Source organism: Nocardia sp. BMG111209 (assembly GCF_000381925.1).
In the GTDB taxonomy this organism is placed as follows: Bacteria; Actinomycetota; Actinomycetes; order Mycobacteriales; family Mycobacteriaceae; genus Nocardia.
Genome location: NZ_KB907309.1, coordinates 246,963 through 273,837 on the forward strand (window position 1 = coordinate 246,963; position 26,875 = coordinate 273,837).

Annotated in this window: 22 protein-coding genes; 6 read left to right on the forward strand and 16 right to left on the reverse strand. The window is 69.2% G+C overall.

Annotated features, from left to right (window positions below; all coding sequences use genetic code 11):
- Positions 1-108: 108 nt before the first annotated feature.
- Genes G361_RS0132260 through G361_RS51255 form a run of 8 tightly spaced genes read right to left on the reverse strand, consistent with a single transcriptional unit; the run spans position 109 to position 8,138 of the window.
- Positions 109-1,023, reverse strand: a complete 915-nt coding sequence (locus tag G361_RS0132260) for a hypothetical protein (RefSeq protein WP_019931270.1) — start codon at positions 1,021-1,023, stop codon at positions 109-111.
- Positions 1,020-2,687, reverse strand: coding sequence for a protein kinase domain-containing protein (locus tag G361_RS0132265; protein ID WP_019931271.1), 1,668 nt, complete (start codon positions 2,685-2,687; stop codon positions 1,020-1,022). The genes G361_RS0132260 and G361_RS0132265 overlap by 4 nt, the downstream gene beginning before the upstream one ends.
- On the reverse strand, positions 2,684-3,496 hold the full coding sequence (locus tag G361_RS0132270) for a PP2C family serine/threonine-protein phosphatase (RefSeq protein ID WP_019931272.1): 813 nt from the start codon (positions 3,494-3,496) through the stop codon (positions 2,684-2,686). Before G361_RS0132270 ends, G361_RS0132265 begins: the two co-directional genes overlap by 4 nt.
- Positions 3,484-3,969 carry an FHA domain-containing protein gene (locus G361_RS0132275; RefSeq protein ID WP_019931273.1) on the reverse strand — a complete coding sequence of 162 codons (486 nt, stop codon included), beginning with the start codon at positions 3,967-3,969 and terminating at the stop codon, positions 3,484-3,486. Before G361_RS0132275 ends, G361_RS0132270 begins: the two co-directional genes overlap by 13 nt.
- Positions 3,957-4,619: a radical SAM protein gene (locus G361_RS0132280; RefSeq protein ID WP_019931274.1), complete on the reverse strand. Its 663-nt coding sequence runs from the start codon at positions 4,617-4,619 to the stop codon at positions 3,957-3,959. Before G361_RS0132280 ends, G361_RS0132275 begins: the two co-directional genes overlap by 13 nt.
- Complete coding sequence (locus G361_RS0132285) at positions 4,616-6,451, reverse strand: AAA family ATPase (protein WP_019931275.1); 1,836 nt, start codon at positions 6,449-6,451, stop codon at positions 4,616-4,618. The genes G361_RS0132280 and G361_RS0132285 overlap by 4 nt, the downstream gene beginning before the upstream one ends.
- The gene (locus tag G361_RS49880; RefSeq protein WP_019931276.1) at positions 6,448-7,563 is read right to left on the reverse strand and encodes a hypothetical protein; all 1,116 of its coding nucleotides are present in this window, start codon (positions 7,561-7,563) and stop codon (positions 6,448-6,450) included. The genes G361_RS0132285 and G361_RS49880 overlap by 4 nt, the downstream gene beginning before the upstream one ends.
- A complete protein-coding gene (locus G361_RS51255; protein WP_369798031.1) occupies positions 7,563-8,138 on the reverse strand; it encodes a TerD family protein in 576 nt (191 codons plus the stop codon). The genes G361_RS49880 and G361_RS51255 overlap by 1 nt, the downstream gene beginning before the upstream one ends.
- A 1,086-nt stretch (positions 8,139-9,224) precedes the next feature.
- Here G361_RS51255 and G361_RS47500 point away from each other — a divergent pair.
- Positions 9,225-9,695: a hypothetical protein gene (locus G361_RS47500; RefSeq protein WP_155981928.1), complete on the forward strand. Its 471-nt coding sequence runs from the start codon at positions 9,225-9,227 to the stop codon at positions 9,693-9,695.
- Between the two features lie 40 nt (positions 9,696-9,735).
- Positions 9,736-14,712, forward strand: a complete 4,977-nt coding sequence (locus tag G361_RS0132305) for a hypothetical protein (RefSeq protein WP_019931279.1) — start codon at positions 9,736-9,738, stop codon at positions 14,710-14,712.
- 38 nt (positions 14,713-14,750) lie between these two features.
- On the opposite strand, the gene G361_RS0132310 is transcribed toward G361_RS0132305, so the two are convergent.
- A complete protein-coding gene (locus G361_RS0132310; protein ID WP_155981929.1) occupies positions 14,751-16,145 on the reverse strand; it encodes a hypothetical protein in 1,395 nt (464 codons plus the stop codon).
- Between the two features lie 8 nt (positions 16,146-16,153).
- Positions 16,154-17,548 (reverse strand): hypothetical protein, encoded by a 1,395-nt coding sequence (locus G361_RS0132315; RefSeq protein ID WP_019931281.1) that lies wholly within the window; start codon positions 17,546-17,548, stop codon positions 16,154-16,156.
- 221 nt (positions 17,549-17,769) lie between these two features.
- Here G361_RS0132315 and G361_RS0132320 point away from each other — a divergent pair, with 221 nt between their 5' ends.
- From G361_RS0132320 to G361_RS0132335, 3 genes are all read left to right on the forward strand, one after another.
- Complete coding sequence (locus G361_RS0132320; protein WP_019931282.1) at positions 17,770-18,546, forward strand: alpha/beta fold hydrolase; 777 nt, start codon at positions 17,770-17,772, stop codon at positions 18,544-18,546.
- 55 nt (positions 18,547-18,601) lie between these two features.
- The gene (locus G361_RS51960) at positions 18,602-18,970 is read left to right on the forward strand and encodes a PAS domain S-box protein (protein ID WP_019931283.1); all 369 of its coding nucleotides are present in this window, start codon (positions 18,602-18,604) and stop codon (positions 18,968-18,970) included.
- 580 nt (positions 18,971-19,550) lie between these two features.
- The gene (locus G361_RS0132335; protein ID WP_019931285.1) at positions 19,551-20,366 is read left to right on the forward strand and encodes a glycosyltransferase family 2 protein; all 816 of its coding nucleotides are present in this window, start codon (positions 19,551-19,553) and stop codon (positions 20,364-20,366) included.
- A 4-nt stretch (positions 20,367-20,370) separates the two neighbouring features.
- Here the strand turns inward: G361_RS0132335 and G361_RS0132340 are convergent, their stop codons facing one another.
- The gene (locus tag G361_RS0132340) at positions 20,371-20,997 is read right to left on the reverse strand and encodes an MspA family porin (RefSeq protein ID WP_026343766.1); all 627 of its coding nucleotides are present in this window, start codon (positions 20,995-20,997) and stop codon (positions 20,371-20,373) included.
- A 123-nt stretch (positions 20,998-21,120) separates the two neighbouring features.
- The gene (locus G361_RS0132345) at positions 21,121-22,224 is read right to left on the reverse strand and encodes a methyltransferase domain-containing protein (RefSeq protein WP_019931287.1); all 1,104 of its coding nucleotides are present in this window, start codon (positions 22,222-22,224) and stop codon (positions 21,121-21,123) included.
- A gap of 218 nt (positions 22,225-22,442) precedes the next feature.
- Here G361_RS0132345 and rfbC point away from each other — a divergent pair, with 218 nt between their 5' ends.
- Positions 22,443-23,012 (forward strand): dTDP-4-dehydrorhamnose 3,5-epimerase, encoded by a 570-nt coding sequence (gene rfbC, locus G361_RS0132355; protein ID WP_019931289.1) that lies wholly within the window; start codon positions 22,443-22,445, stop codon positions 23,010-23,012.
- A gap of 19 nt (positions 23,013-23,031) precedes the next feature.
- On the opposite strand, the gene G361_RS0132360 is transcribed toward rfbC, so the two are convergent.
- From G361_RS0132360 to G361_RS45700, 4 genes are read right to left on the reverse strand one after another with little or no spacing between them, the layout of a single operon-like run.
- Positions 23,032-24,060, reverse strand: a complete 1,029-nt coding sequence (locus G361_RS0132360) for an NAD(P)-dependent oxidoreductase (RefSeq protein WP_019931290.1) — start codon at positions 24,058-24,060, stop codon at positions 23,032-23,034.
- Positions 24,061-24,062: 2 nt separating this feature from the next.
- Entirely contained in the window at positions 24,063-24,713 is a 651-nt protein-coding gene (locus G361_RS0132365; RefSeq protein WP_026343767.1) for a PIG-L deacetylase family protein, read from the reverse strand.
- Positions 24,707-25,492, reverse strand: a complete 786-nt coding sequence (locus G361_RS0132370) for a glucose-1-phosphate cytidylyltransferase (RefSeq protein ID WP_019931292.1) — start codon at positions 25,490-25,492, stop codon at positions 24,707-24,709. Before G361_RS0132370 ends, G361_RS0132365 begins: the two co-directional genes overlap by 7 nt.
- The gene (locus G361_RS45700; protein ID WP_036496271.1) at positions 25,489-26,739 is read right to left on the reverse strand and encodes a class I SAM-dependent methyltransferase; all 1,251 of its coding nucleotides are present in this window, start codon (positions 26,737-26,739) and stop codon (positions 25,489-25,491) included. Before G361_RS45700 ends, G361_RS0132370 begins: the two co-directional genes overlap by 4 nt.
- Positions 26,740-26,875 lie beyond the last annotated feature (136 nt).

The window sequence follows — 26,875 nt, forward strand, 5'->3', positions numbered from 1 at the left end:
CCCGCAACGGGTTTCGAGAACACCGTGCGAGGGGAATGTAACCACGGTAGCCCGGTGGAATGTCCGGGGAGTATCCACCGTTCGGCCGACAGGACGGCCACGGCGGCATCAATATCGCAGCGCGAATCGGTTGTTCCGGGCATCTTCCAGGGAGAACCCCAGCGTCCCGTTCCGCGCGGTCCGCACCGAGATTCGAATGGTCGTCAGGTTGAAACCACCTCGGGATATGTCGGTGTTGTCCCAGCTGTTCGGCACGAAGGTGTCACCGTCGGTGGTCGTGAACTCACCTACCTGATGCCATCCGGCGTACACCGCGACACGGTTGCAGCCGCGACCGGCGAAACCGGATTCCTGGGTGAGATATATCTGCCACGTTTCCCGGCCGCCTTCCTTCCAGTCGATCGAATACCGGTAGGAATCGCACTGGTAATAGCGGGACCCGAAGGGAAATGCGGTCGACGCGAGTTTACCGGCGGAAACCCGTTCGCCGTGCTGCCAGCTCTCGGCTGCCTTCGGCAGCAGGAATGCGAACAGCGCGAACACCAGAACCCACCCGGTCACGACCGACGGCACCCTATGGTGCCACGGCCGGACCAACAGGAAAATCGCGGTGAGGGCGGCCAGGACGGCGACCCCGGCGAAATAGTCGGCCGGAAAATAGTCGCCGAGCGAACGCACCGCGCCGTCGTACACCGCGGGATCCGGTGCCATGAGCCCGGTCTTCCGCATCAGGAAGTGGCCGATCAGGTACGGCGCCAGCACCGTGATCGCGAGCGCGATCGCCAGCGTCAGGACGGCCTTGTCCGACTCACGGAGCGGGCCGGCCCGGCGCCGGCGGCTCTGCTCCCGGTCGGCCAGCTCCTGCCGGTGCACGTCGGCCTCGGCCAGGCGGCGTTCGTTGCGCAACGCGTCCCGATCGTCGTGGCGCCGCTCGACCTCCGTGCGGGCGAGGCCGGCGCCGGCGTGCAGCAGCACCACGGCGGCCAGTCGCGAATTGCCGTGGCGGGCATCCGATGTGGTCATGCGTCGACATCCCTGCGGAGCGTGGCGAACCATTCGATCTCGTCGGCGTGCGCCGCCACGGCCGCCGCGACATCGCGCCGGACGGTGCGCAGATAGTCGTCGACGAATGCGTCGTCCGACGCCGCGAGCAGCAGCGCGAAACGGATGATGTGCGCCCGCGCCGCGTCGTCCAGCACGATCGCGCGGGCATCGGCCATCGCCCGTGCCTGCGATTCGATATCGTGCCAATTCGCGTCGACCAGTTTGTGCTCGGTCCGGTCCGGCCCGGCCAGGCAGCCCAGCAGATTCGTGCGGAACAACTCGCGGGCATCGTCCGCCGCGGCGGCGTCGAGGGCCAGCATCCGCAGTTCGGCGTGCGTACCGACCGGCCTGCCGCGATAACCGACCGGCGCATCGGGGGCGAGTTGTGCGACGAAATAGCTGGCGAGTTCGTCCGGCCCCCACTCCGCGCCGTACGAGCGCAGATCGGTGAAGGCGGCCTCGAATTCCGCCTCGTGGGTGAGCCAGCTCAGCAGCTGTTGCAGTCCCCGCCCGGCCAGCGCCCGCGCCGCGGCCTCGGGATGCGCGGCCATCGCCGCGCCGAGTTCGTCGGCCCGGAAGAACTGCCCGACACCGGGCAGCGGGTGCGGGATCGACGCGCGGTGCCGGTGTGGCGGCACGTCGGCGCCGGCCGCCTCGTCCGCGGTAGCGCGGTGCACCGGCGGGCTGCCGCCGTCGTGCCAGGCCGACACCTCGGCCATACCCCAGCGCCGCCGCGGATCCCGGGTGAGCAGGCCGGCGAGCAGCAGCTTCCACCGCTCGCGGTCCGCGCCGGCCAGTTCGACGGAATCCAGTGCCGCGAGCGAGACGTCCCGGACGGTGAGTTCGTGTTCGACCGTGCGTTCGTCGATGAAGCCGCCGTCCTCGTCGTCGCGTTGGAAGTAGGCCCGGCCGGCCAGCACGTGGAACATGACCATGCCGACGCTCCACCAGTCCGCCTCCGGCGTCACGTACTGTGTCGCGCCGGGAGCGCAGTAGGCGGCGGTCACCGCACCGAAGTTCGTCAGCTTCGACCGATCGCCCAGATCGACGCTGAGTCCGAAATCGCTCAGTACCAGGTCCAATGGCCGCTCGGCGCGGACCAGGATATTGCTCGGTTTGACGTCGCCGTGCACCAGCACCCGCGCGTTGCCGGCCCGCTGCATACCGTGCAGTGCCGTCGCGACCTGCCACAGCACCTCGACGGCGGCGGCGTGGTCGCCGAAGCCGCCGTTGCGGTGGAGCAGCGCGTCCAGCGTGCCGAAGCGGCAGTACTCCATCACCTCGTAGTGCACCTCGTGATCCACCCCGCGCTCGGTGACCTGCACGGCGTACTCGGGCCGGAAGTGCTCGCGATATTCGGCGGAGCCGAAATCGGTGGCATAGCGGGGCGCGTTCCGGAACAGCTTGACCGCGAACTCGTTTCCCTCGGCATCCCGGCATCGGTAGACGGAGGCCTCCGCGCCCCGGCCGAGTTCCACGCCCATGCTGAGCCGGGCCGCCAGGCCGGGTGGCAGGTTCTCCCGGCGGAATTCGGCTTCGGGTGCGGCGACGCCGGGTGCGTCGATGCGGGTGGGCGGTGGGCCGGCCGGGGCGTGCGCGCGCGGCCCGTCGAGTCTGGTGGTCGCTGAATTCGGCTCTGTCATCGGGATACTCCGGAATCGGTGGGCCGGTCGTGGCGGGCACCCGCGGCGGTGCCGGAACCCACTGCGGGCGTGAGTGTTTCGACCCCCACGATCGTGACGTTGTCGCCGCCGCCGGCGGCCAGCGCGAGGTCGCGCAGCCGCGGCACCGGATCACCGGTCTCGGTCAGCGCGGCGGCTTCGACGGCGGCCGGCTCGGCGTAGTCGTCGAGTCCGTCGGTGCACAACAGGATTCCGGGGGCGGCGGGCAGCGGACAGGTGAAGAAGTCCGGGGTGAGGATCAGGCGCCGGCCGCCGCCGAGAGCCTGCACGAGCCGGTTCGAACCGGGGCGGCGGTGGTCCACGGTCAGCTGCGCGAGGTAGCGGCCCTCGCGGCGGTAGGCCCGCGAATCGCCGACGTTGAAAACCAGTGCGGTGCCGTCGGGTTCGATCGCGAGACCGGCGACGGTGCAGCCCATCCCCGCCAGTTCCGGTCGGGCGGCGGCGGTGTCGTTGAGGGTGTCGGAAACCCGTTGCAGCAGTGCGCGTATCGCCGTGGCCGGGTCGGCCGCGGGATCGGCGGTTTCGGGGGCGAGCGGATCGGTGAGCAGCTCACAGGCCATCCGGCCCGCCTCGACACCACCCGCGTGGCCGCCCATACCGTCGCAGACGACGATCACGGTGCGCCGGGTGATGTCCAGGTCCAGCCGGAACGGCGCCGGCGCTCCGCCGGCGCACGACCATCCGTTCCAGCCGAGACAATCCTCGTTGCCGGCCCGGATGAGTCCGCGATGGGTGACGGCGGTGACGCGGATCCGGGTCACCGCTGCCACCGCACATCCACCTCGACGTCGGCGGCCAGCCGCAGGGCCTGCCCGGGACGCAACTCGTATTCGGCGCCGACGGCGAGCCGGGTCCCGTCGACGAAGGTTCCGTTCGTCGACCTGGTGTCGGTGACGAACAGATCCGTTCCGTCGAATCGCAGGACGGCGTGGTAGCGCGAGACGTTCCCGTGCGCGGCGAAGGCCGCGGCGGTGGGATACTGCTCGTCGCGGCCCAGGCCCAGCGCGGATCCGGTATCGATGACGAATTCGCTGCCGGAGATCGCGATCCGGATCACCACGGCGCTTCTCCCGGCGTCGAGGATGGTGTGCGGCACCGCATTCGGCGGCCGTGCGGTCGCCGCGGCACGAGCAACGCTGCCCCACAGGTCTTCACCGTCGTCCGGGCATTGGACATAGCTCGAGCGGTCCAGTGATCGCCCGCACCGGGGGCAGCTCACCGGATCGATGGTCAGGTCGGCCATGATGTGCGGATCACCTCGACTCCTCGTGCGGACAGGCCGGCGCGCAACAGGTTCAGATCGCCCGGCAGCGGAATGCCCACCATCCAGACGGACTGTCCTTCGACGCGCACCCCGACGCTGCGGCGCTGACTCGCGTAATCGGCCTCGAACGTCGTTGCGGGATAACGCTTCCGGGCCAGGTCGGTGAATCTGTGCACCACCTGGTTCCCGGATCCGCGCAACGCGTGCGCACCCGCCCGGTCCGCCAGGAAGGGCTCGGCGACCAGCAGGTCGACCGTCGCCGACAGCCATTCGTACTGCCCGAGCAGCGATTGCGACTCGCGTCCGGAGTAGAGCAGCACATCCACCGGTGCGGCACGGGCCGCTCGCCGGCGGGCGATACCGTCCAGCAGTGCGCGCAGCGCTGCGGGCTGGTCGGTCGGCTCCCCACCGCTGATGGTCACGCCGTCGACCTCGTCTGCGGGTAGTCCGTCCAGCCAGGCCAGCACATCGTCGGTGTCGCAGGCACCGGGTGCGCGGAACGACCAGGTGTCCCGCGAGATACAGCCGGGGCAGCGAATCGTGCAGCCCTGGAACCAGATTCCGGCACGCCGCCCGAATCCGAGATTGTGCACCGGATAGTGCAGGCGAGACAACGACAACTCGGTCATTTGCACACCACCGACCAGCCCTCGGAACCCGGCACCAGCTCGGTGACCGCCAATCGGCCCGCCGCCGGCGGTGTTTCGAACAGGGAGCGGGCCAGTGGGTTCACCAGCAGGGTCTCCACCGTCGTCGAGACACCGCGACCACCGAATTCCAGCCTGGTGAGGGCGCCCTCGACGAGTTGATCGAGCACCCGTGGCGCCACCGACACGACGATGCCGGTGGCGTCGCGGACCCGCTGGACCACATTGCACACGAATTTCGGCACCAGCGCGCGGACGGTCTCCTCGGAGATGAAGTCGAACACCACGATGTTGTCGCCCATCCGATTGAGCAGTTCCGGGCGGCCGATGACGCGGGTGAAATGGTCGGCCACCGCAGCGCGCACCGTGGCCTCGACCGCACCGTACTCGCTGCCCCGGGTGATCACCGCCCGGCGCTCGCCCGACTCGTCGGTGCGGTACACACCGAGGTTGGAGGTGAACACGATCAGTGTCTCGGAGAAGAACACCGTCGCACCGGTACCGTCGGTGAGCCGGCCGTCCTCCAGGATCTGCAGGAACTTGTCCAGGATGCGCGGATGCGCCTTCTCGATCTCGTCGAAGAGGATGAGCTGGAACGGGCGCTGCCGTACGGCATTGGTCAGTTCACCACCGCTGTTGTGCCCGGTGTAGCCGGGTGGCGCGCCGATCAGCCGGGCCTCGGTGTGCTCCGCGGAGAACTCGCTCATGTCGAAGCGCAGGAACGCGTCCTTCCGGCCGAAGACCAGTTCGGCTATCGCCTTGGCCAATTCGGTCTTACCCACCCCGGTCGGTCCGGCGAAGAACAGCAAACCTTGTGGGCGGGAGCCGTTTCCACTGGTCTGCGCGCCGGTGAGGCCCATGGCCGATCTGATCAGGATGTCGACGGTCTTGCGGACGGCGGCCGGCTGACCGAGGACATCGCGACCGAGCAGTTCGACGCCGCGGCGGATCCGATCCTTCAGCGCGGCGTCCTGCCACGGGTTGTCCGGCACGCCGATCCGGAAGGTCCGGACGGCGTCGGCGATCTCGGCGGCCGGGATCCGCCGATCGATCGCCAGCCGGTTGATCTCCCGGATCGCACGCAGGGTGAGGCCGCTGGTCTGCTCGGCGTAGCGGGTCACGATCGCGGCCCGCGCCTGCTCGTCCGCCGCCGGGGGTGCGTCCGGCAGCGAGCCGACGAGAGTGCGCACCGCATCCGCTCGTTGCGCCAATCCGGGCATCGGGATCGACACGACGCGGGTGTACTCCCCGATCAGCCAGTGCGGCAGGTCGCCTTCCCGGTCCAGCAGCCAGAACACGGTGTTGTACAACGACGTTCGGTGCGGTCCGGGCACCGCCACCCGTGGCGCCGTGGCCATCAGTTTCTCGGCGGCCACCAGCACCCGGTGCAATTCGGGTGTGCTGAAATCGTTCTCGGGCACCAGCCGGGACGCACCGTCGACGATCAGGCAGCAGGGTTGCTCCGCGGTGACGACCGCGGCCAGCAGTTCGGGAAGAACGTCGACCAGGGGCGCCGGGCCGGACCGGAGCGAGGTGACGAGGCGACCGGCGAATCCGCCGGTATCGAGCGCGGCACGCGCGCCGTCCACGGGGTCGGCGACGACGACGTTCGTATGACCCGCCAGCTCCAGCAACGCGAGCAGCGCGTCGACCACCGGCATCATCGGTGGGTGCCCGGCGTCCGGCCGCGGCCACAGGACGAGGTCCCGCAGATTGCCGGTGAGCAGCAACTGCGGGTTGGCCGCCAGCGCGACGTCGACCTCGCGCAGCCAGGCCGGCAGATCGTCGATCGGCGACGCCTGCGCGGCGGTCATCCGCGTTCCTCGCTCTCTCGCGAACGACGTTTCCGGCCAGCCGGTTTCGCGGCACGGACGGTGACCGGACGCGGCGCCACCAACCCGGGCGGCGCGCCGCGGACGCGACCGGGGAGCACGCCCCGCGCACCCAGGCCCGCGAGCAGCTCGTCCAGATCGGCACACAACGCGGTGTCCGCGGCGGTGTCGGCGGCGGCGTCCGGCGCGGCGGCGGTCCGGACCGTGCGTACGCCGATCTCGTCCGCCGCGATCGTCACCCGCACGGCATGAGTACGGGAATCGTTGCGGCGCAGCACGATATCGTCCGCGGTGGCCAGCTCGACATCCGCGACGAGGTAGCCGAGCGCATCGAAGGTCGCATGCACCGCGGACCGGACGAACTCCCGATCCCGCAGGTGCTGCTCACGGTCGCGCCGCTCGGCGAGAGTCCGGCGCGCGGTGTCCAGAAGTGCTGCCGCGCTCCGGTTGTGGTCGAGCGCACCGGCCGCCGCACGCAGGAGCGCGGCGACCGGCGCCGGGTCGATCAGCTCCACGAGCTCACTTTCCAGCTCGTGCAGTGCGGTCCGATCGGCCAGCAGTGCGGTGGTGTGCGCATTGGCCGCCCGGATCCGGACGTCGAGATCCGCGAGCAGCAACTCGGCGCGGGCCGGATCGCAGCCGAGTATCCGGCTCGCGGACCCGGTGAGTTCCGCCGACGGTTCGAGCAGCGACTGCAGCATCCGGCGGACCCGCGCGGGCACGTCGGTGGATCGCGGCGCGACCGGGTGCGCCACGGAAACGATCGGTGTGTCTTCCCGGGCCGCGAGGGCCGCGAGCGCGGGGCCCAGCTCCTGCGCCACCCGCCGCGAGCGCCGTTCGGCGAGCACCGCGTCGAGCCGGTGTCCGGCCGCGTCGATGGCCCGCTCCAGCCGCTCGCATTCGGCGGTGATCGCGGCCGAATCACCATCGGGCGCATCGGTCGCGGCGACCTTCACCGCCTCGACACCGCATTCGGCGCAACGGGCCGCCTGCGCGCGGGCCCGGCCGGCGAGGGCCCGCCAGCGCCGGGCGGCCGACTGGGCCAGCCGCTGTTCACGGGCTATCTCGTATCGAATTCCCTTGGGCCCGCTCATCAGACGTGCACGCCGTAGGTTCGGGCTATCTCCGCGAGTCCGTCCGGACAGCCGCGGCCGACCACGCGGAACAGCCACTCGTCCTGCTCGCGGCGCAATTCGCCGGCCACCAGGGCGGTTCCGTGCCACGCCCCGGCCGGTACCTCGTAGCGGGCGAGTTCGGCGCCGTCGCGCCGATCGGCGACCCGTACGTATGCCGCGGCGAGGGCGTCCAGCGAATGTCCCCGCGCCTCGGCATCGTAGATCGACAGCGGAAAGACCACGGCTGTCACCGTTTCCGGGAGCGTGGCGAGATCGACCTCGATCGACTCGGCCGTCGTACGGTCACCGGAATGCCGGATGGATCCGTCGGGGGTCCGCGGATTGTTGTAGAACACGAACCAGTCGTCGGACAGGACTCGGTCGCCGGATCCGACCGCTATCGCGCTCGCGTCGAGATCGAAGTCCGGGCTCGTCCCCGGTCGCAGCCGCCAGCCGAGGTCGACGGAGACGGCCGACAGCGCGGGAGCCGTTCGGGTCAGGAAGGTTTCGCCGTCGGACGACGCGGCGCCCGGTGGTGTTTCGGGCTCGGGCAGCGGCACGCGATATCGACACGCCTGCTCGGCCAGTGCGATCGCTGCCACCTGTACCTGCTCCGCCGAGATCGACGAGAGGGGCGGTGGCAGTGGTTGTTCCAGGACGACCGCCGTACCGACGATCCCGAATCGGTACGGCCGGGGGTCCGAGGCCGACAACCGTTCGGGCACGGCACCGTTCACGGTGTCGTCGATCGGAGCGCTCAACAGATAGTCGTCGTCCACCGAGCGGAACAGCACCGCCTGGTCCGCCTCGTCCTCGATCGAGACGAATGCGCGCAGAGTGCCGTGGAAACTCTCCCAGCCCGCAGCGAGCAGGTGATCCACGATCTCCGGATCGTTTCGCTCGGGCAGTTCGGCCTGGAGATGTTCGAGCCCGGGTAATACGGCGATCGGGACGGCCCGGCCGGCCTGGAAATTCCGCGCGAAGGATGCCGGCACCAGGGTTTCGCCGGTGCAGACGGCGAATTTCCACGGGGCGGGCAGATTTCGCAACCGCATATCGATCTGCGAGATGTGGAAATCGCGATCCGCACCCGCGAAATAGTGCACCGCGATCGCGGAGCCGTCCGGACCCTGAACCGCCGTCCACAGGATATCCGACTGTCCGGGAAAACATCCCGTGTATATCGAATTCTCGTATATCCGAGCGGTTCTCGTCACCGGGGCGACCGCGCTCAACGCCGCGAAACAACGGCTGACGTCGCCGGGGCCGTGGGCCAGCACGCTCAATCCGGCGTCTCGAATACCGATGTACATGAGTATCCGCGGGTCGTCCTCCGGCGGAATCGGACCGAGTGGAAGTTTCGGCTCCTGTGCGCGCGGCGCCGCGGCCCCGCGCCGTCCGCCGGTGTCGAAAATACCCATGTGCCCGCCATCCGATCGACGCGAAGTCTCGTTCGTCGAAGGTAGTCCGGCGGATTCACCCGCGGTATCGGTCGAATGGAGGACAGCCGCGCCGGATACGGGTCGATCGTTCGCAGGATATCCGGTTCGAATCACCCCGGCTACCGTCGGATTCGGCGGCTCCCGTGGAACACGGCGAATTCGGGACCCGCCCACGGCAACTCGATTCGGGAGCATCAAATGGAATTGTTCTTGGCCATGGTGATCGGCGGCCTGCTCTTCATGGGCATCGGATTCTCGATCGGATTCGGCACCGGTGTGGTCTTCATCGGCCTGTTTCTCGTGTTCTTGGTGATCGCCGGCTGGGTGCTCAGCATTCTGGCCAGGCGGCACCTCACCATGACGATTCCGGCGTCGCCGCACGTCGTCGCGGAGGCGGTGGAACGGCATTTCAGCGGGCTCGGCTGGCAGGCGGTACCGGGGCGGGGTGAGCTCAATTTCCGATCCCGGGGAATCGGGCTGAGTTCGCGCGGTGCGGAGAATCCGGTGCTGTCGGTCTCGCTGGAGGATCTCCACGACGGCACCACCGGTATCGAGGTCTGGATGTCGGAATGGGTGAGCCGCTTCGGTATCGCGGCCTCGTGCGACCGCGTCATCTCCAAGCGGTGGCGGCTGGCGCGGAAACTGGCGGTCCTCACCCCGGTCGGCTGAGCGGGCCCGGCTTCCGACCACCCTCGAAACGAAGGACGCAGTGCTGTCGGCACATGGTCTCACCCAGCACCGGGTCGTCTCGATCACCGTCGAGCGACCCGGTGAAAGTCGTTGTGGTTCGGGCTATCTGATCGGATCGGGCATCGTGCTGACGGCGGGCCACGTGGCGCCGCGCGATGCCCACCGGGTGACCGTCTCGTTCCTCGACGACGACCGGCCCCGGGCCGGATCGGTGATCTGGTCGGTCCACGGCGCCGGCCGCGAGCCGGACGCGGCGCTCATCCGGCTCGACGACCACGACCTGCCCGAGCGGGTGCGCCGGGCGGAGCCGGTTCGATTCGGCCGGTTCATCACTCGCGACGGCACCGTACCCGCCGAGGCACAGGGATTCCCGTTCGCGCAGCGACAGGCGGACCGCCGGGAGATCGAGCCGTTGACCGGACGGATCCCGTGCGGCGCCGGTGCCGTGACGGGGCGGTCACATATCGTCGTCGACGGCGCGCCGCCGATGATGGGATCCGGTGCGGCCTGGAAGGGAATGTCCGGTGCGGCGGTCTGGTCCGGTGATCTGCTGGTCGGCATCGTCTCGGCCGACCTCACGGCCTGGGCGGGCGGCCGTATCGCGTTCCAGCCGATCGAATCGCTGCTGGCACAAGCGGAATTCACGGCGGCACTGGGGTGGGGTGCGATGCCGACGGCGGCGGTGGAACTGATTCAGCTCGCGCCGCTGTCGGCGTCCGGTACGGCCGGCTCGCCGGCCCAGTTGCTGCGCGCGGAGTCGCAGGTGATCGGATTCCACGGTCGCGATGACGAACTCGCGAGATTGACGCAATGGTGCGACGGGACGGGCAGCAGCGTGCTGCTGCTGCATGCGCAGGGCGGCCAGGGCAAGACCAGGCTGGCCCTGGAACTGCTCGCCCGCCGGCAGGCGCTGGGCTGGACCTGCGGGGTGATGCGCGCCGATTTCGACACCATGTCGGCCGCGTTGGGTCGCGACGATGTCGAGCGGGGTCTGCGGCGCTCGGTGGTTCCGCTGTTGCTGATGATCGACTACGCCGAGGCGTGGCGCACCGCCAGTGAGCTTTCCGACGATCCGGTCCGGAAACTGTTGCGGCTGATCCGGGCTCGTCCGGCGGACGCCGCACCGGTGCGGGTCCTGCTCGTCGCCCGCTCCCCCGGCACCTGGTGGACCGAACTCGGGCACCAGGTCGACGGCCTGTCGTTCGACGAGATGAAGCTCGGGCACTTGGCGCGGGCCCACGCGCTCCGGCCTCGGCTGTATCGGGAAGCGTTGCGCGCGTTGGCCGCCCGGCTGCCGGAGCTGCCCGGCTACCACGGCCCGGATTGGCGGCAGGTCGCGGCGCGGATCGCGCCGCCGGAGGCGCTCGGCCGGACCCGATACGCGCACGCGCTCACCCTGTACGAGCAGGCGCTCGCGGACCTGCTCCAGTCCGGGCCGAATCCTGTTCCCGCAGCGGATATCTCCTCGACGGAGGACATCCTGCTGGCACACGAGTCCAGGTATTGGCGGCGTACCGCCGAGGTACACGGGCTCGAACTCGTCCCAGCGGTGCTGCGGGAGACAGTGGCCGCCATGACGCTGTTCGGAGCGGGCACCGTCGAACAGGCGGACAATCTGGTCGACACGCTCCCCGTGCTGCGCGGCAAGGACTTCGGCTATCGGCGCCGGGTCACCCGATGGCTGGCCGAGCTGTATCCGGATCCCGGGATCGTCTGGGGCCCACTGGAACCCGATCGGCTGGGTGAGTATCTCGTCGCCACCGTCTGGGGCGACAACGACGCCCTGGTCGCCCTGGTCCAGCCCCATCTGCTACCCGGCGACGGCGCTGTCGACGAGGAAGTTCGATTGAGCGACAGTCAGATTCGCCGCATGCTCATCGTCCTCGACCGGGCTGCCGCGGGGCGGGACCAGTTACGCGGCATCCAGCGGACCGTGTTCTTCTTCCGCGAGATCGGCCGCACCCTGCCGCTGCGGCCGGAATCCGAACGGGGCGAATATCTGCGTCTGGGCGCCCAGAAGGCCCGGGTGCCTGCGGCATATGTCGACCGCATCGTGGCCGGGCTGCCACCCGCCACCGGATGGCGTTCCCGCTGGGCATGGTGGAATGCGCAGCGACCGGCGAAGGTTTTCGGTGTCCGAGCGCAGATCCATCTCGCGATCGTCGACATCGACGGCCGGCCGGGCATTCTCGCCGTCTCCGCCTACGATGCTGCGGTTTACGAACCGGCGACCGGACAACGACGACAGTTCTGGTTCGGGATCGAGCCGGCATTCGCGACGATCACCGCGGCATCGACCGGGATCTTCGGCGGGCGTCTGCACGTCGCGATCGGGCTGAGCAACGGGACCGTTCGCGTGTGGCGGCACGATGGTGACGGCGCGGGTGTGTGGCTGGGACCGCACGTGGGCGCACCCACGGAATCGACCGATCTCATGCACAACGTGATGTGCGTGCTGCTGACCGACATTCGAGGCTCCCTGGAGGTGGTGAGTTCGGAGCGGCGCGACGCCATATCGTTCTGGGATCCATGCACCGGATCACGACTGGCAACCCTGCCCGCCGTATTCGAGGGTCTCACCGACGGCGCGGAGGCCATGGTGGCCGGGGAACTGTCGGGGCGGCCTGTGCTGGTCACCGCCCACGACACCCGTCACGGATTACGCGTATTCGACCTGCACCGGCTCGAATTGACCGCCAGCTACGAGTTCGATGTCCGCGTGATGGATGTGATACCGACCGCGCGGGCGCAGTCCGCGACCGATGTACCGATATCGGTGTCGAGGATCATCGCCGGTGGCGCGTACGGCAGCGTCCATATCATCGACCTGGACTCCGGATCGATGATCGGCACGATGGCGGGCCATTCGCAAGCGGTGACTGCCGTACGGGTGGAGGACGACGGTGGTGTACCGATAGCGGTCACGACCGGAACGGACCGCCGGGTCATCACCTGGGATCTCCGGACCGGTGACCAGCTGGGCAGCGCCTACGTGGGGCACACCGACCGAGTTCGTGCCCTGACGACCGGCCGGTTGGGCCGGGAACTGGTGGCGGTGACCGCAGGTGCGGACTACACGATCAGAGTGTGGCAACTGGCGGATGTTGCGCTGCCCGAGGCCGCGTTGACCGGGCATACCGAGGCGATCACCTCGATTGCGGTCGCCCGGGACGGCGGCCGGCACATCGGGACCACGGCGAGCCAGGACAGGACGGTACGAGTGTGGGATCTCGACGCCGGCGGCCGCGCCGGCGCGGACGGTATGCCGGATCTGTATCGGACATCTCGTACGGTCACCGCGTTGGCCATCGCTGTTCATCGCGACGACATCGTCCTCGTGACAGGTGACATCGATGGTGGACTCGGCACACTGTCCCCGCCTGCCGGCCGGCCGGGCCGAGGCGATGTATGGCTCGATCATCAGATCGTGGGCCTGGACTGTCGTGCGTTCGGTGACCGAATACTCGCGGTCGCAAGCGATTCCACCGGCAAGGTGCTGGGGTGGGATCCGCTCACGGGCACGGGGCTCGGCCCCGCGATCGAATGTGGCGATACGGTCCACGCCGTTCGACTGCTCACCTGGCAGGAGCGAGTGGTAGCGCTCGCTGCCACCCGCAAGATCTGCACCGTCATCGATCTGGTCACCGGCACGATCGAAAATCGAGCCTATGGCGGCGAATTCCGCCACGATCACATCATCGGCCTGGGAATACTGAAGTCCCGCCCCTGCGTGCTGGTCGCCGAATCCGGAACCGGCCCGGACGAATGTGTGGTCCGAGTGCTCGATCTGGAAACGCGTCGGCCGATGCGACCGGAGCTTCGCTTTCCGACGGCCATCCGCATAGCGGAGCTGGTCGACGCCGGTTCCGAATGCTCGCTCATGGCAGTCGGATCCGATCATCAGGTCTGGCTACGCTCATTCACCGAAGCCGGCGCCGAGACGAACCCCACGGGAGTTGTCGGATACGGACACACCATCCGCGGCGCCTCGGTCGCAACCACCCGGTACGGCGCCGATACGGCGTTCCTCGTCGGGGGCGACGGCGGCGAGGTGGAGTTGGTGAGCACCAGAACCGGTGTCCCCCTGATAGATACCGAACCGGTGAACTCGTCCGCGGTGACGGTCGCCGACTACGAAGGAGTACCGGTCGCCGTGATCGCCTCCGGTACAAACAAGCTCGTGCGCCGCGACCTCCGGACCGGGCAGCGCATCGGTGCCGCCATCGCCGCGCCCCTGCCGATCGACATGTTGCAGACGCTCACCGCGGGCGGTCGGGCCGTCGTCCTCGGCGCCGGTGTGGCGGTACGAGCTTGGTATGCGGAAACCATGAAGCCGCTGCCCCACTGGAACGACAGCGAAGTCGTCACGAGCGCAACGCTGGTCGTCGGCGATCGGGTGGTCGTCGTCACAGCGCACGAGAACCGGCTCACCGCTGCGGATCTGGAACACCGCACTCCCCTCGGTCCGGGTATTCCCGATCTGGCAGCCGACGGGGTGTCGAAGCGAGTCGTGCTGGCCGCCGGAGTCGTTCGCGGGCGGCCGATCGTCTTCGTCGCCGGGCGGGTCGGATCCACGGTGCGTATGTGGGACCTGCTGACCGGGCGGCCGGTGGGTGCCACCCTCTACATGGCGGCGATCACGCGTTTGATCGTCGGTTCGGTCGACGGCACGGACGTGTTGTACGTGATCGACGCGGCCGGTGACATTGCGGAGTGGCCGATCGACGCCCTGCGGCACCGGCCGCTGCGGCGGCTTCTCGGTGCTCCGGAACCACGCCGCGGCGTGATCGGCGACGGCGAGATCACCGCTGCGCTGGTGCATCCGATGCTGGGACTGGTCGTCGCGCGCAGCGCCACGGTGTGGCTGTGGCCCATGACTCCGGACCGGTCCGCACCGATCCATCTCGATGCTCCGGTGACCGGACTCGCGGCCGGTGACCACTGTTCCCTCGTGGTCGCCACGGAGCAGGGTGTCGCGGTGCTCGACCTCGAGTGAACCGACGATCCGGGTTCGGCGAATCGGGCTGTGCCCGTTCACTCTTCGTCGGGCCGCGGCGCGATCGACTCGAGCAGCAACAGTTCGTCGACGGCTACCGGCACGGGATTCCAGAGTTGCCCGGCGTATTCGTCGACGGCGGTCAGCCGAGCGGTCAGCGCGCCGGTGATCCGCTCCTCCGGCTCGGGCAGGCCGCCGAGCAATTCGGCCAGTTGGCGGCGTGCCTCGCCGACCGCTTCCTGCGCACGCAACAACAGTTCGTCGCAATGGATCCGGGCCTGCGCCGCGGTGCCGGCATCGTCGATGCCGGCCGCCGCGGACAGCGTCGCGATCGCGGCCCGGTGCTGATTCCAGGCCTCGACCATGCCGCGGTCGATGTCGGCGAGTGTGCGCCCGATCGGGTCACACCGGAGCGCCGACAGATCACTGCCGCCGCCGGCCAGACCGAAGACGACGGATCCCAATTCCCGCCCCCGGTCCGGAAGTTCCGCTACCACCGTGCCTTCCGTCGCTCGGGCCGGCGCCACCGCGACCAATGTGCCGGTTCGGTTGTCCGCGCAGTAGGCCAGAAACTCCCGGGCCTCCTTACCGAACGGATCGACACCGGCGGCGAGCGCGGCGCTGACGACGAAGGTCTCGTCGGCGGCACGATGTTCGATCAGCAGTTCGGGAAAGTGCCTGCCCTGCCACGCGAGGATCCGTGGCGGAATCATGGCGAGGTCCAGTGGATTTCGTGCCGAATCGGTACGGTCGGGCACCGGATCGCCGATCAGTACCTCGCCTCCGACGCCGGATTCTTCGGCCCATTCGGTCAGGACCGACCGCAGTTCCGCGTCCGTGATCGGCGCGGCCTCGGCGAGGCGAGTGCGCAGCGCGGCGATTTCCCCACCCAGTCCGGCCGACTCGGCGGCCTCCAGTGCGCGCCGCACCGATGTGACTGTGCCGGTCGGCATTTCGCCTTCGATGCAGCGGTCGACGAAGTCCCGCAGCGCGTATTCGGCATGGATGAACAATTGCCGCGCGGCAGACCGATGACCGACCGCCTGCTCCGTCATCGCCTCGTCGAGCAGCAGGGCTCCGTTGTCGACGGGACGCACGGTCCAGCGCACCGCCGCCGCGACCATCGCGCGGCGTGTCCAGGGCACGGTGAGGCGCGGGGATTCGAGGCTGTGCACCGTCTCGCCGCGGTGCCGGCGATCGTCGAGAAAGGCCGCCGGCCCGGTGTCCCCGAAGATCACCGCCAGGGTCTCCGTGCGCGCGTCCGGTTCCATCGCCCAGGCCAGCGGCGCACCGGGACGGGTCGGGTCCACCCGGACCACGATTCCCGGCCCCGCCGCGAGATCGACCGGTGGCACCGCCGCCACCCGCGAGGACCACCAGCTCACCGCGCCGGTGTCCCCGATGACCAGAACTCCCGGGCCGTCCGTCGGCATGTCCATCATCATTCCCCCGCACCGATATCGTCCACGGCATACCCGCGAGCGTGCAGCACGTCGTCGTATCCTGCTTGTCGTGCCGCCATCCGCCGCTGTGCCGCCGCATTCTCCGGGGGCAGATCGCCGACGTGGGCCGACGACGAAATCACCAGGAACAACAGGGCATCGGCCAGGTCGGCAGCCGCCGCCGCAGTCGCGCTGACCGCACGCTCGGGTCGGTCCTTGCCGGACTTCCGCGATGCGTTCCAGGCCTCGGCCACGGTGGCCCGAAGGCGGGCATACGAATTCGGCGCCGACGGATCGGTCAGAACTCGCAGGGCGATCGTCTTCTCCCAGCAGTCGTCGGCGGTACCGGGGACGTGGGCGGGATAGTCGATCAGCAATTGCTCTGCCCGAGAGACGATATCGGCATCGGCGACCCGCCGGATCGCCATCGGTTCGGGGTCGGACGCGACCGGATCCGGCGGCAGAGCCGTTGCGTCGAACGAGATTTCGTGTCGATCGACGATCCGCCGGGCCCGTCCCGCGTCGAGCCGCGCCGATCGGAGCTTGGTGTAGACGATCATCGCATCGGTCACCTCCCGCCCCTCACCGATCCAGCGCAGCATGATCTTGCGGGCTCGCAGATACGCGACCGACAGATCCGGGTCGGTACGCAGCGTGGGGTCGGCAGACACCACGGCCGACAGCAACTCGTCGACCCGGCTCTCCTCCGCCGGGGTCACCGCGCGGCGCGGTGGTTCCGGCTCGCCGTACTCCGCTAGCACCGCGATTCGCTCGGCGAATGCGGCGTACACGTCCGGCCGGTCCCGGACCAGGGACAGCTTGTCGCGCAGGATCGATGCGTAGTGGCGCATCGCCACCGCATGGTAGGGCCGATGATGCGCATCCGGATCCGCCACGAAGTCTGCGGCTGCCCGCTCGGTATCGACCACCTCGCCCAGGCCGGGCGGTATCCGCGGGCCGGCCATGACCGCCCGCACCGCGCGTGGCACCGCGAGCTCGTAACTCTTGACGGACTGGGTCAGCACGTGCGGCACACCGCGCGGTCGCTGATCATGTGCGGCCATTGCGAACTGGGCGGTGAACCGCGCCAAGGTGTCGACGTATTCGGCATAGAGCTGCGACAACGTCAGCCAGGTCGGCGGTGAATCGACAGCGAGATCGGAGCAGGCGAGTTTCGCGGTGGTCGCGCCGTATTTCCGCTCGACCCATCGCTTGGATCGACCGAGAATTCCGGACCAGCCCTTGATCTCGTCGACGAACTCCTTCTTCCGCGGCTTCGGCGGCTCGGCCCGCGCCACCCAGGCCACCACGAGTTCGTGACGTGAGGTCGGGCTCGCACCGTTGCGCGGCACCCACCACAGTGGCGCGACCCAGGTCGGCTTCGGATACGGCATCGTCGTTCCCCTTGCTCTGCGACCGGCCGTGACGACTTCCCGAGCACAGTCTGGTCCCGGGGCGAACCTGCGCAGTCGTATTCGGCGACAATGCATCCGAACGAATGACAAGACCCGGAGCGCCGGTCCTAGGGAATGCGCTCCGCTCCTCATCCCCATCGAACCCGGGCAATATTCGTGACACCTCGAGTTTTGCCGGAGGAGAGGGAAGGGAGACGATCATGCCGGAAGTCACGGTGGGTGCGGCGCGGATACCGTATCGGGTGCTCGGTAGCGGGCGGCCGCTGGTGCTGGTGCACGGCGGGAGTGCGGGATCGAAGGGGTGGGATGCCGCGGCCGAGGTGCTCGCGGAGACCAGAACTGTTGTGCTGCCTGATCTTTCGGGTAGTGATGCGGCGCGGGACGACGGTGGGGAGTTGACGGTCGAGCTGCTCGCCGGGCAGGTTGCGGCCGTGATCTCCGATCTCGGGCTGGGGGCCGCCGATGTGGCGGGGCATTCCATGGGTGGTTCGGTGGTGGCGGCGCTCGCCGCGAGGCGGCCCGAGCTGGTGCGCAGCCTCGTATTGGTCACGGCGTGGACGGGGCGGGGTGACGAGTATCTGCGGCACGCGCTAGGTCTGTGGCGCCAACTGGCCTGCGACGCCGATGCTTTCGCGCGGTACAGCATGTTGATCGCGTTCAGCCGGGAGCATCTGGAATCCGCCGGGGCGGCGGTGGTGGCCGAGCTCGCGTCGGGGTATCGGCCGGTGCCGGGGCGGTTGCGGCAGATCGACCTCGCCCTCCGACTCGATGTGCGGGATCTGCTGCCGCGGATCGATGTGCCGGCCCTGGTGATCGGGTGTTCTCGCGACCTGCTGGTCTCCGCGCGGTATTCGCGTGAGCTGGCCGCGGACATCCCGGGCGCTGCCTACGCGGAGATCGCCGGCGGGCATCAGGTGATGATCGAGCAGCCGGCGGAGTTCGCGAAACTCGTCCGGGACTTCGGCGACCGGGTGTAGTCGGCGGTCCGTAAATCGCTCGAAGCGGGATGGCCTTCGTGACACCATGAGGGTCATGAATTCGCACGAATCGGCTGCTGTCGTGGTCGTGGATGCCGCTGGGACGATTCGGTATTGGAGTGGCGGTGCGGTCACTCTGTTCGGGCATCACGATGTTGTCGGGGAATCGCTCGACGTGATCGTTCCGGAGGAATTCCGCTCGCAACACTGGAACGGTTTCCGGCGGGCGATGGACACCGGTGAGTCGGAATCGTCCGGCGGTCGGTTCAATATTCCGGTGCGTTGCGCCGACGGGGCGACTCGATGCTTTCCGGGCACGTTCTCCGTGCTCTGGGACGGGCACGGTCGCGCCGTGGGTGGGGTCGGGACCTGGACCGAACCGCTGGGTGGTGAGGAACCCTTCACGGCGGTTGCACCGTTGTGAGGGCCCGGTGATCGTGGTGATGATTCGCCGGGCCCGGGAGCAGATCACCCGCTGTCCGGCGATTGTCGAAAGGATTCCGACGCCGGCGCGGGTTCGCTCGGAATCGGTCGGCGGGATTCCGGAGCCGTTCGGGTTCGCCGTATTTCTACTTCGGGAAGTCCGGCGCTGACCGCCGATATCGGTCCACCCTGCACGTTTCGCGTATCGGTCGACGCAGCTTTCCGGTATTGCCGATTTCCGTCGTACGGGATATGCGGGAACGCCGTGTCGGCCCGCACTCCGGCCCCGGGCCGGGAGGGGCGCCGAGACCGGGCGGCGGGCCACGGCCGCGGCCCGGGACGGGCAGCCGTGGCGGGGCCGAAACCCGCGGGGTTTCGGGACTCTTCTCAGCTGTGGCACTGCTCTTGCACATGCGATAGGTTTGCGGCGAACAGCTGCTTCTCCGAACGATGGTCCGGTGGTTGACGGCGTCGTAGGAGGCAGGGATGAGGGAATTCGGCGGGTGGCCGGGGGGTCGGCGTGCTGTGTCGTCGGATGGCGGGGCAGTCGAGGAGGGCTAGCAATTTCTCTGTCGATCTGTGTGCCGGCCTACAACGCGGCCGGGACGCTCGCTACCACCATGCGGTCGATCCTGGATCAGGATGCCGACTTCGAGCTGCTGGTGCTCGACAACGCGAGTACCGACGGGACCGGTGAGATCGCGACCGGGTTCGCCGATCCGCGGGTTCGGGTGCATCGCAACGAACGGGTTCTGCGGATCGGGGACAACTGGAACAAGGCCGTCGAGATCTCCTCGGGTGCGCTGGTGAAGGTGGTCTGTGCCGACGACATCCTGATGCCGGGGACGTTGCAGGCGCAGCTGGATCTGATGCGGGACGACGAGATCGCGCTCAGCTCCACGAAATTCGATGTCATCGACGAGGTGGGTGCGGTCGAGGATTCGGGGCTGGGGTTGCCGGGGCTGGTGGGTGCGCAGTCGGTGATCTCGTTGATGCGGGCGATCGTGCGGCACGGGCCCGCCGAATTCGGGCCGACGGCGGCGGCGATGTTCCGGCGCCGGGACTTCCAGCGCGTCGGGGGATTCCGCGGGGATCTGGTGTTCCCGATGGATGTGGACCTGTTCGCGCGGGTGTGCGAGTCGGGGGCCTTCTACGGGATGCCGGATGTGTCTGCGGCGTGGCGTAATTCGTCGTTCAACCTGTGCAGCCGGACGTCCACGGTGTCGAAGCTGACGGAGCTGGCCCGGTTCCATCATCGGCTCGGGCGGGAGTATCCGGAGCTGATCGCCCGCGCGGATGTCATCGCGGGTGATCTGCGGCTGGCGCGACAGGCGTTGCAGCGGTTGCAGATCCGGACCATGGCGATTCTGTTCCGGCGTCCGGATCTGCTGCGCTGATCGGTCAGAGGGTGGCGGTCGAGCCGTAGGTGATGACGGTGTCACCGCTGTTGCTCGTGACCTTCACGAACGGGCGGATGGTGACTCGGCCGACCACGCCGGTGACCGTGCCGTGGAAGCCGGACATCTGGATGTAGCCCTCGGCGCCGGAGATGTCGCCACCGGCGCATTCCACGGTCTGGATGCCGGGGCCGAATCCGACCGACATCTCCACGCCCAGACGGGGAATCAGATCGAAGATGTCGAGCTGGGTCGCGGTGCCGACCTCGACCTCGAGGCCGGGGGTCTGATACTGGAGCCGGAGCTTGCCGTCGAGGGTCGCGGGGTAGCCGACCATGTAGCCGACGGTCAGGTGACCGTGCCAGTCGTCCTGATGGTCGCCGGTGATCCGGAATCCGGCCCGGCCGGAGTGGAACCATTCGCGGGTCAGTGGATTTCCGTCCAGGGGTGGCACGAAGTCGATCCTGGTGTCGGCCTCGACGGCCTGGATGGTGCGCTGGTCGTGATCGACGATGCTGCTGGTGCTGTCCACCGCCGCGCCGCCGATCCCGGCCCCCAGCACGAGCGCGGCGACGGTCGTGGCCGTGACGGTGGCGGCGCGCACGGCTGCGCGCCGGATGTCTTCCCTCATCGTTCCCAATTCCCTCATCTGGCGACGCGCCGAATTACGCTGCGGCGCGGCTGATTCCCACGGTCGGACATCGATTCCGGTACCGGTGGGACTGCGGCGGCCCACCGGGCTGTGAAGGACGGCTCACAGCGGCCGGGGTATCTCCACCACCCAGCGGTCGTGCAGGGCGGGCAGTGCCGTGCGCACCTCGGTGAGCAGGTCGGGCAGGGTCAGCAGGACCCGGTCCGGTTGGGCGGCAACCAGTTCGGCGGGGGTGATGATCGGGATGTCGGTGCCCGGCATGCGGCGGCCCTGTTTGGCGGGTGCGGCGTCGGCGACGGCGGGGAGCAGGTCGCGGCGCAGGCCGGCGAGGGCGAACAGCGCCACCGCGCGGGAGGCCGCACCGTAGGCGAATACCGCACGGCCGCCGGCGGTTTCGTGTTCCAGCCAGGTGCGCAGTTCGGTTGCCTGCCGGTCGGCGGCGGTCTGCAGGGTGCGGACGGTGGCGAGGTCGGTGCTCGCGGTGTCGGCGGCGAGCAGGCGGCGCAGGGTGGCGTCGGGTTCGGTGCGTTCGCGCCGGGCCGCCACCAGGACCGTGCCGCCGTAGAGGTCGAATTCCCAGGCGGTCGCGGGGTACAGGCCCGCCGTGCCCAGCAGGGTGGTGAGCGCGGTGAGCGAGTAGTAGGCGAAGTGGCCGTGCCGCAGGGCATTCCACTGCCCCTGCGCGAGTATGGCAGCCAGGGCGTGGAATTGCAGCAGCAGCACGCCGCCGGGGCCCAGTGCGGCGGCGCGGGCGGCGGCGGCCGCCCGCTGATCGGGTTCGTGCATCATGCCGAAGCTGTCGATCACGACATCGGCGGGCTCGGTGCGGGTTTCGGTGTAGCCGCGGGCGGCCAGCAGGGGGATCCAGGTGCCGCCGTGCGGGCTGCCGAACTCGCGGACGCGGTCGCCGGTCAGCAGGCCGGCGGCGTCGACCGCGGACACCGCGGCGGCGGCCTGATCGCGCAGGGCCTGCGGTTCCACCGCGCGCGGCTCGGCGACGACCGTATCGTCGTCGGCCAGCTGGGCCAGACCGCAGGTGCGGCACAGGTCCATGGCCAGCGCGTGGGTGGTGTCGTCCGCGACCGGCACGCCGAGCAACGGGAAGTGGTCCGCCGCGAACATCTTTCCCAGATCGAGCACTCGATCCAGGGCGGTCGCCGCACAGGCGCGACAGGTGCGGGCCGGGCCGCCGGGCCGGGGGTTCACGCGGCAGCTCCGGCGCCGGACCGGGCCGCGGCACGGCCGGACATCGTGGCACCCGGCGGCACGGTGGCGGACCCGGCCGCACAGCCGGACATCGTGGCACCCGGCGGCACGGTGGCGGACCCGGCCGCACGGCCGCGACACACCGGCGCGCGGAACTCGGTCGGGCCGTTGGGCCGAGCCACCGCGCGAGCACCCGGGACCCATGGCACGATGCCGGGGTGCGTATCGAGCAGACCGACCTCGTCGACGTGTTGCTGCTGGTCCCCGAGCCGTTCCGGGACGAGCGGGGCCTGTTCACCCGTACCTTCGACGCCGACGAATTCGACGCTCATCTCCAGGTGCCCGGCGCCGCCGCGTCGTTCGTGCAGGATTCGCAGTCCCGGTCGATCCGCGGGGTGGTGCGCGGGATGCACGGCCGGTCGGGGCGCGGCGAGGGCAAGTTGGTGCGGTGCGCGCACGGGGCGATTTACGATGTCCTGGTCGACATCCGGCCGGACTCGCCGACTTTCGGCCGGCAGCAGGCATTTCGCCTGGACGACAACGACTTCCGTCATCTGTACATCCCGCCGGGGATCCTGCACGGATTCCAGGCTCTCACCGACCCGGCCGACGTGTGTTATCGGATGGATCGCCCGCACGATCCGCGTGAGGATGTCGCGGTGGCCTACGACGATCCGGAGCTGGCCATCGACTGGCCGCTGCCGGTGACGGTGGTCTCCGCGCGCGATCGGGCCGCGGGGAGCTGGGCCGAACTTCGTGCCACGCTGAACGGGCCCCACACGCGGTGAGCGCGAGCGGGTCACCGGACTAGGCCCCGACCGCGACGCGGCGCAGCGAATCGTCGATCACGCCCGCGGTGGTGAGTTCGCGCAGCCGCGCGAGGCGGGTGAACCGGGTGGCGAAATCGTCGGCGGTGAGCCCGCGGGCGGTGTACTCCCGGTAGAGCTCGGCGGCGCCGTCGGCGATGCTCCACTTCGCGCCGTATCCCAGTTCGGCTCGCGCCCTGGTGAAGTCGACCCGATAGGAGCGCGGGTCGGGGCCGGTCTCGTTGGCGATCACCAGGCGCGATCCGGGGACGGCGTCGACCACCGCGCGGGCGATGTCGGCCACGGTGAGGTTGTTGCTCTCGTCGCCGATGTTGTACGCGCGGGCGCTGATCCGGGCCGCGGGCGCGGTGAGGCAGGTCGCGAACGCGGTCGCGATATCGGCGGCGTGCACCAGCGGCCGCCACGGCGTGCCGTCGGAGAGCACCCGGACCTCACCGGTCAGCACCGCGTAGCCGACCAGGTTGTTGAGCACGATGTCGGCGCGCAGCCGGGGTGAGAAGCCGAATGCGGTGGCGTTGCGCAGGAATACGGGGCAGAAGCCGTCGTCGGCGAGCGCGGCCACCTCGTCCTCGACCCGTACCTTGCTCACGGCGTACGGGGTCAGCGGGTGCAGCGGGGTGTCCTCGCCCACCAGCCCGTCGCCGGCGGCGCCGTACACCGAACAGGTCGAGGCGTACAGGAAGCGTTGCACCCCGGCCGCTTTCGCGAGTTCGGCCAGCCGTACCGAGGCGTGATGGTTGATGTCGTGGGTGATCCGCGGCGCCAGCGCGCCCAGCGGATCGTTGGACAGCGCCGCCAGATGGATCACCGCGTCGAAGCCCGCCAGCCGATCGGCGGTGACCTCGCGCAGATCGGCGACGATCCCGGGCGGATCGCCGGGCAGCGGCCCGAGCACGCAATCGGCGAAATAGCCGATGTCCAGGCCGATCACGTCGTGGCCCGCGGCGCGCAGCACCGGCGCCATGACGGTGCCCAGATAGCCCTGGTGGCCGGTGAGCAGTACCCGCATGGTCAGATACCTCCGAAAGTGACGGTGGCCTTGTCGATCACGAAGGCCTCGGCGTACTCGCTGCGGCACTGCACACCGCGCAGCCGGGCCAGCGCCAGGAAGGTCCGTTCGTCGAACCAGTCCCGATCATGCTGGGAGGGATAGTGTTTCATCAGCAGTTCCGCCTTGCGCGCGGCGATCGGGGACGACAGCGGGCAGAACATCGTCGGCCGCGGCGTATCGGTCTCCCATTTGACGATCTCGTAGCCGAGCACGAGGTGATCCCGGAATTCGGTGGGCGTGAGACGGGCCAGCAGCCGGTGGTCCTGGTGTGCGTCACCGGGTTGCGGCGCGAGGACCAGATCCGGATCGCCGCCGGCCCGCAGGCCCGCTACCGCGGTCTTCGCCGCCTCCCAGTGCGCGGGGGTGCGGCCGTCCGGCAGCGACAGCACGGTCAGCTCCAGATCGGCGCCCGGGCAGAAGTCGGCCAGCGCGGCCCGTTCCTCCGCGGCGCGCGGGGTGTCGCCGCCGCACAGCACCAGTGCCCGGACCCGCAGGCCCGCAACCGATTCCGCGAGGGTGAGCAGCGTGCCGCCGGCGCCGATCGCGAGATCGTCGCAGTGCGCGGCCAGCAGGGCCACCTCGCGCACGCCACCGGCCCGCAGCGTCAGCACCGGTCGCTCCGCTCCCACACCATCCACGGCCGCATACCGGAGTGGTAGGCGGCGTCGAGTTCGTGGCGTTCCTTGAAGGTGTCGGCCGGTTTCCAGAAGCCCAGATGCTGATAACCCAGCAGCCGCCCCTGTTCGGCGAGCCGGCCGCAGGCGTCCTCCACCAGATCCCCGCCCGGCGGCAGCAGGTCGAAAACCTCCTGGGTGAGCACGAAATAGCCGCCGTTCTCCCACAGCGGCAGCTTGGCGACCGGGATGATCCGCTCGACCTCACCGGCGGCGTTGACATCCACGCAGTGGAACGAGGATTGGGGCGGCACGATCATCATCGAGGCGGCCGCACCGGAGGCGACGCATTTGGAGATCATCTCGTCCAGCGGTGCGTCGGTCAGCACATCCGCGTAGTTGGCGAGGAAGTACTGCTCCCCCGCGAGCAGGTGCCGGACCCGGCGCAACCGCTCGCCGATCGCCGAGTCCAGGCCGGTGTCGACGAAGGTGATCGTCCAGTCGCTGATGTCGGAGGCCAGCAGCTGAACCTGTCCGTCGCGGATGACGAAATCGTTGGAAACCGATTCCTGGTAGGTGAGGAAGAAGTTCTTGATATGCGCGGCACCGTAACCCAGGCACAGGATGAAGTCCTTGTGCCCGAAGTGCGCGTAATACCGCATGACGTGCCAGATCAGCGGTCGCGGTCCGACCAGCTGCATCGGCTTGGGCACCGGATCGTCGGCGCCGCCACGCATCCGCATGCCGAATCCACCGCAGAACAGCACGACTTTCACGATCTACTCCCGGACTCGACCTCTGCCGGATCGGCATGATGCAGGGCCGGCAGCGGATACACCAGCTGCCCGCCCCAGGAGCCGACATGCCGCAACTGGGCGGTGATCTCGGTCTCCAGATTCCACGGCAGCACCACCACCACGTCCGGGCGGTCGGCGTCGATCCGTTCCGGGGGGTGGATCGGGATGCGGGTGCCCGGGGTGAACCGGCCGTGCTTGTAGGGATTGCGATCCACGGTGTAGGACAACAGGTCCGGGCGGATCCCGCAGTAGTTGAGCAGGGTGTTGCCCTTGCCCGGCGCACCGTAGCCGACGACCCGGCGGCCGGCGGCGCGGCAGTCCAGCAGGAAGCCGAGCAGTTCGGCGCGCACCTGCTCGGCGCGCCGCTGTAGATCGGAATAGCCTGCGGCGGTGTGCAATCCGGCCGCCGCCTCCATCGCCAGCACCTCGGCCACCCGCGGGCCGGGCTGCGCCACCGGATCCGGCCGGGCCCACAGTCGCAGGGAGCCACCGTGGGTCGGCAGCAACTCGACGTCGACCACGGTCAGCCCGGCGGTGGCGAGCGCGCGCTGCGCGGAGGCGACCGTGTAGTACTGGAAATGCTCGTGGTAGACGGTGTCGAACTGCCCCAGCCGCACCAGATTCAGCGCGTGGTGCACCTCGATCGACAGCATGCCGTCGTCGGCCAGCAGGGTGCGCAGCGCGCGGGTGAAGCCGAGCAGATCGGGTACGTGCGCGTAGACGTTGTTGGCCACCAGCAGATCCGCGGGCCCGTGCTCGGCGCGGATCCGGGTCGCGGTCTGCTCGTCGAGGAAGGCGGTGACGGTCGGCACGCCCTTGTCGCGGGCGGCGGCGCCGACATTGTGCGACGGCTCGATGCCCAGGCAGGGGATGCCGGCGGCGACCGCGTGCTGCAGGAGGTAGCCGTCGTTGCTGGCCACCTCCACCAGCAGCGACCGCGGGCCGAGGTCCAGTTCGGCGATCGCCCGCTCGACGAAGGTCCGGGCGTGCCGCACCCAGCTGTCGGAATACGAAGAGTAATAGGCGTATTCGACAAAGGTGTCCGCGGGTGTTATCAGCGCGGGGATCTGCAGCAGGAGGCAATTCTCGCAGAGGCGCAGGTGCAGCGGATAGGTCGTCTCGGCCTCGTCCAGCTCGGCCTCGGTGAGGAATTTCTCACACGGCGGCGTGGCACCCAGATCGAGCACACTGGCCAGCTGACCGGAATGGCACAAGCGACAACGCACGAGCAGTTTCCCTCTGATCTTCACCATCTCGGCAGCGGTCGGACAAACCAATGCCGCCCGTTCCTGCGGGCCCACAGTACAACACCGATTCGGGTTTCGCGCGACTGTCGCCGGGTACTTCATCCTGGGACTTGTC